This is a genomic window from uncultured Candidatus Kuenenia sp. (genome assembly GCF_900696675.1).
In the GTDB taxonomy this organism is placed as follows: Bacteria; Planctomycetota; Brocadiia; order Brocadiales; family Brocadiaceae; genus Kuenenia; species Kuenenia stuttgartiensis_A.
The window spans coordinates 1-5511 of sequence record NZ_CAADGZ010000180.1 but is presented as its reverse complement, the minus strand read 5'-3'; the positions used below and the strand labels follow the sequence as shown (position 1 = coordinate 5511).

The window sequence follows — 5511 nt, the reverse complement described above, 5'->3', positions numbered from 1 at the left end:
GTTTGGTAACGCAGTGGCAGCAGTGGCACTGGAAACTACATTCGCAGGTTTATAACCGTTCGGTTGATCTCACAACGAAGCCTGAACCAAAGCAAAGTAACACTTTAGTCTTTTGGAAAATGTACTACCTATAAGCTCCGTAGGAGCAGCCTGTTTGTCGCAAAATAGGATATTATAACAGATCGTAGAGACAGGTTTGAAACCTGTCTCTACAATTAGGAGCGACCTGTCTCTTGTAAATCCATATAAACAGGCCTACCTGAATACGGACAGGCCGCTCCTACGGAGCTATTTACCCTATTGAATTTTATTGCGCTACTACAAACAGACCGCCCCTAACAGGGCTGCATGGTATTTTTTCTATCACGGAAATTTTTCAAAAGACTAAAATGTTGCAAATTTTGTGCTTTGGGCACTGGAATTTTATCGCAATACATGGCTCCATTATCCACACAAACTCATGGTTTGCAAACCTGAATCCACTTGGAGTTAGGCTGGGAAGTAAATAAGGTACCCCCTTGATTAATGCTTAATTTATAGACAATAAATGCATTTTGCTACTTTATTTGCCATGACACGACAAAGCGATACATAGAATTTGAAGGGGCATACTATCGCACCTTATCGAGCGGAAATGAGTGTCTTAAGTTCAGAAGGGGGAAACAGTGGGGGCATTATTACAGGTAGCTCGTGAATTGTAATTACAATTTTATACGCAATCCATCGTAAGCAAGTTCCACGTTTTCAGGAAGCCTGCTATTTGTTGATTCATGCTCTATATCATGGCATATGTGGGTAAAATAGGTCTTTTTGGGCCTGACTTTAGAGACAATATCCAGCGCCTGGTCTATATTGAAATGCTTTGCGTGAGGCGTGTAGCGGAGTGCACCCAGGACAAGGACGTCGAGATTCATTAATTTTGCCAATGAGTGAACGGGTATTTCACTCACATCCGTTATATAAGCGAATCTTTCGAACCGATAGCCCGTAACGAGGCCATTCCCATGAATAGCGTCAATCGGCACAATGGAAAAACCGCCTATTTTTACATTGCCATCAATGGCGTTAAGAGAAAAGCGGGGTACATAGCCATCGTTTTTTGCCCGTATATCAAACGCATAGGCGAAAATTCTTTTTATGCCCTCAAGGGTATCTGGTGTGCCATAAATAGGAATGTCTTTACGCTGTACAATATTGAACCGCCGGAGATCGTCCAGTCCGAAAATATGGTCTGCATGGATATGGGTTATGAGGACGGCATCCAGCCTGGTAACGTTGTTTTTTATACATTGAAGCCTCATTTCCGGCGTGGCGTCGATAAGGATGTCGCAGCCATTTTCACAAACAAGAACTGACGTGCGCATCCTTTTATTCTTTGGATTATCGGAGGTACACACCTTGCAGTTGCATGCAATCATCGGTACGCCGTGCGATGTTCCCGTGCCCAGGAATATTACTTCCATCATTTGTACCCTTTCAAAGGATATGAATAAATTAGTATTATTTGGTAACGCCTTAGTCTTTTGAAAAACGTATTACCGATAAGCTCCGGAGGAACAACCTGATAAAAAATTCGAAGTACGAAATCCGAAACAAATTCCAAAATACAAAATCCCAATGAAAAAAACGTAACACTTTAGCTGCTTGGGAACGAGAGCGAACCCGGCGACCATTCAGCATAGAGCGAAGAACCTCTTCGCTCTACATTTATTCTCCAGGCAGTGAAATACATGGGGTTAATACATGGACGGACTTTTCAAAAACCTAAAGTGTTACAACAAGCACAAAGCACAAAATACGAAACAAATTCTAATGACTGGAAATTGTCATTTGTGGTGCGACGAACCTCGTCGCACTACATTGTTGGAATTTTTCAAAATTCTAAATTGTTACCAAAAAACTGGTTTTGAACATTTGGAAATTAAAATTTAGAATTTGTTTCGGATTTCGTATTTAGCATTTCGGGTTTTACCATGAAATATTTTGCCAAAAAGCACGCACTGACGAATGGAAGTGTGCAAAAAAATTACTGCTAAGGTACTAAATTGTTACGTTATTTGTGCCTTCGCATGCCAACACGTTGACTCCATATTTTTTTTACTATCCCGTCATCGTCTTCATCATAAATTTCACCCAAAATCTCTTCCAGAATATCCTCCATGGTTACGATTCCAACGGGTTTTAAATTTTTACAAACTATTGCCATTTGGAGGTGATATGTCTGAAGATTTTTTAATATCTTCAAAATGGGGTCATTTACCTCTACAAAATAAGGCTCACGGGCCAGGTTTGACAATGAAAAAGGGCTTTTTGTATCCATCATTGCAATGAACTCTTTCGTGTGCAAAATGCCAAAAACCTTTAACTCTCCTTCTTCCGAAATAACAGGAATCCTTGTATGACCGCAGGCAATTACCACCTTCAGTATGTCTTCTTTGTTCATTGATACGGGTATGGTTACTGCTTTGGAAAAGGGAAGCATTATTTCAGAAACCTTTTTAAATCTCAAGGCAAATAGGTTTAAAATGTAGTCTTTGTGAAACGGAGGCAATGATTCCAGGGAGAGTTCGTGGGTTACGGTTTTATCAGAAACCGTTGTACGAATACCAAACAGCGATAATAGTTTTATCGTAGATTTTTCCAGGGTATGAATAACGGGCATGGCAACCTTTATCATTATTCTCAGGAAACGTCCCGATACTAAAGACACCTCTTCAGGGTAACGGATTGCAATTGCTTTTGGCACCAATTCGCCAATAACAACGGAAAAAAAGGTAAATGGAATAACAAAGAGGGCAATGCCTAGAATTTTTGCGGTTGTGTCCGAAACATTAAGCAATTTTTGAAGAAACGGAAGTATCGTTTTTTCGACTTCCGCACCACCCACGGCAGCAGATAGTATGCCAACAAGGGTGATGCCTACCTGAATAGCGGCGAATGTCCTTTCCGGCCTGCTTTTTAAGTGCAGGAAAATTTTTGCTGCGCTATTCCCCCTGGACGCCATACTGCGCATGAGCGGCACGTTGGTGGATGCAAATGCCATTTCTACACACGAAAACAAACTATTAAACAAAAGCATTATTGCTATTATAATCCAATCCATAATGTATCTTTATGTGTGGGTTAAATGGTATTTGCTTCTAAAAACTCTTCTGGTATGTTTTGTGGTTCGCGAACGGTACAATGGTAATGTGGCGGGAAAGGATAAAATTCATTTATAAAGAAAAACCCTCAAATTTTTCTAAAATTGCGGTTTTAACTGCTTCGTATGATGGCGGGACTGATACCGGTAGATTTGCAAACCATGGTGTAACTTCTTTCAGTTTATTTTCGTGATAATTTATCTTAAACTCGGTAAACTTCAACCCGTGTGCGGTTGAAATAACCACGACCTTTTCATGCGCTTTAATTTTTTTATTTTCCAGCAATTTTTTCAGAACGGCAAGCGCAACGCCTGTATGGGGACAGCTAAACAGTCCCGTTTTGTCCGCTTGCGCCGCCGCATTTGCCAATTCGTCTTCCGTTGCCTGTTCGACAATCCCATCAAATTTTTTCAATATATTGATCGCCTTTTGGTAACTGACGGGATCCCCTATCTGAATGGCGCTGGCGAGTGTTTTTTGTGCTTTTATTGGCTTAAATTCCTTAAAACCTGTCAAATAACTAAGATACAAAGGGTTTGCCTTGGCTGCCTGAGCGCATACAATGCGCGGCCTTTTTTTTGTAATACCCATTGCTTCCATAATCAGAAAACCCTTTCCTATGGCGGAAGTGTTGCCTAGATTCCCTCCGGGGACGATGATTATATCGGGGACTTCCCAGTCAAACTGCTGTACAATTTCGACGCTGATAGTTTTCTGCCCTTCGATGCGCAGAGAATTCATGGAATTGGCAAGATAGATATTGTTTTTAAGACACACCTCCCTGACCAGTTTCATGCAGCCGTCAAAATCCGTATCGATGGATAGCGTAAGGGCGCCGTTTGCAATGGGCTGGATAAGCTGTGCGTTGGATACCTTGTCCTTTGGGAGAAATACAATTGAAGGAATCCCGGCCGCTGCACAGTATGCGGCAAGGGCGGCAGATGTATCCCCGGTGGAGGCGCAGGCTACTGCGGGAATTTTTTTCCCTTCTGAAATCATCTGTTTTACCATGGAAACCAGTACGGTCATTCCCAGATCTTTAAAAGATCCCGTGTGGGAATTTCCGCATTGCTTGATCCAGATATTTTCAATGCCGAATTCCTTTCCCAGCCTTTCCGCCCAGAAAAGGTTACTGCCGCCTTCATACAAGGAGACTACATTTTCATTTTTCACCTGCGGACATACAAATTCCTTCTTTCCCCAGACAGAACTCCCATATGGCCATTTCGTGCGAAGATAGCGTGCATCCAGCAAATCCTTCCAGTATTTTGCGTCGTGCTTGCGCAATTGATCCAGGTCATGCACTACCTCAAGAAGGTTACCGCATTTTTTGCAATGATAAATAATTTCGTTTAGCTTGTATTTTTCATCACAGCCCGCAATGCATTGAAACCACGCTCTGTATGGCATGAAGCCGTTCTCCCTTTTCCCTCGTAAAATAAATATTTTCTACAATTACTTCTGTGAAATTTTTTCTCATTATAGGCAGACATACATTGGATTATCAAGTAAAATAAAAAGGCCTTTCCCGCGCAGAACGGTTATTTTCGTTTTGACAAAAACACTCTTGTTCTGATAAGCTTCTCACAAGCCGTTGTATCGACAAAATTGTATAATGCCAGACCACCATAAAAATTTTGAAAGTGTTTATAATGTTGCCATTCTTCAAAGATTTTGATAAAGAAACTTTCAAACGTGGGCTGAAACATGCCTTCAGTGTTGGCACCGCGCAGGAATACGAGGTATTTAAAGAATACGAACATGCCCTCGCTGCCCGATTAGCGGCAATAATTCACAAAAGAAGGCTTACCATACCGGCAACAATGTTTCTGGAGTGTATGCAGCCGCTTAACTATATTGGAAGTCAGGCAATGGTATTCTTAAGGCCATTTTTAACCTTTTTCTTTTCCCCCAAAGAATATGATATACTTCAGGGCATTCTTGAAAGAAGAAAGGGTATGAAGATGATAATTGAAGCATTAGAAAATGCGCCACATCAACATCAGCAAGAAGATAAAAAGAAAAACGAAGAAAAATTGTAATAATTCGTAACACTTTAGTTTTTTGAAAAGTGTACTACATATAAGCTCCGTAGGAGCAGCCTGTTTGCAGCAAAATAGGATATTATAACAGATCGTAGAGACAGGTTTGAAACCTGTCTCTGCAATTAGGGGCGACCTGTCTCTTGTAAATCCATATAAACAGGTCTGCCTGAATACGGACAGGCCGCTCCTACGGAGCTATTTAGTGTCTGAACGAAAACTATCTAAACAACTATTTATTGGATAGTTAAGACTACTAATTGTTGCAAATATTTGACGAATATTTTCATTAATCTCAAAAAATGCGCCATTTTCACGAAGATTAT

At 40.9% G+C, this 5511-nt stretch carries 4 protein-coding genes; 1 reads left to right on the top strand and 3 read right to left on the bottom strand.

The features are described 5' to 3' along the window. Positions 1-701: 701 nt before the first annotated feature. From QZT26_RS16300 to thrC, 3 genes are all read right to left on the bottom strand, one after another. Complete coding sequence (locus tag QZT26_RS16300; RefSeq protein ID WP_295103675.1) at positions 702-1466, bottom strand: MBL fold metallo-hydrolase; 765 nt, start codon at positions 1464-1466, stop codon at positions 702-704. 587 nt (positions 1467-2053) lie between these two features. After that, positions 2054-3103, bottom strand: coding sequence for a hemolysin family protein (locus QZT26_RS16295; RefSeq protein ID WP_295103672.1), 1050 nt, complete (start codon positions 3101-3103; stop codon positions 2054-2056). A gap of 112 nt (positions 3104-3215) precedes the next feature. Beyond that, positions 3216-4553 carry a threonine synthase gene (thrC, locus tag QZT26_RS16290; protein ID WP_295103669.1) on the bottom strand — a complete coding sequence of 446 codons (1338 nt, stop codon included), beginning with the start codon at positions 4551-4553 and terminating at the stop codon, positions 3216-3218. A 242-nt stretch (positions 4554-4795) separates the two neighbouring features. Between thrC and QZT26_RS16285 the strand changes: the two genes are divergently transcribed. Continuing rightward, on the top strand, positions 4796-5185 hold the full coding sequence (locus QZT26_RS16285; protein ID WP_099324317.1) for a hypothetical protein: 390 nt from the start codon (positions 4796-4798) through the stop codon (positions 5183-5185). Positions 5186-5511 lie beyond the last annotated feature (326 nt).

Coding starts and splice junctions, on each gene's coding strand:
- QZT26_RS16300 (WP_295103675.1), bottom strand. CDS start 1,466: ATGATGGAAGTAATATTCCTGGGCACGGGAACATCGCACGGCGTACCG.
- thrC (WP_295103669.1), bottom strand. CDS start 4,553: ATGCCATACAGAGCGTGGTTTCAATGCATTGCGGGCTGTGATGAAAAA.
- QZT26_RS16285 (WP_099324317.1), top strand. CDS start 4,796: ATGTTGCCATTCTTCAAAGATTTTGATAAAGAAACTTTCAAACGTGGG.
- QZT26_RS16295 (WP_295103672.1), bottom strand. CDS start 3,103: ATGGATTGGATTATAATAGCAATAATGCTTTTGTTTAATAGTTTGTTT.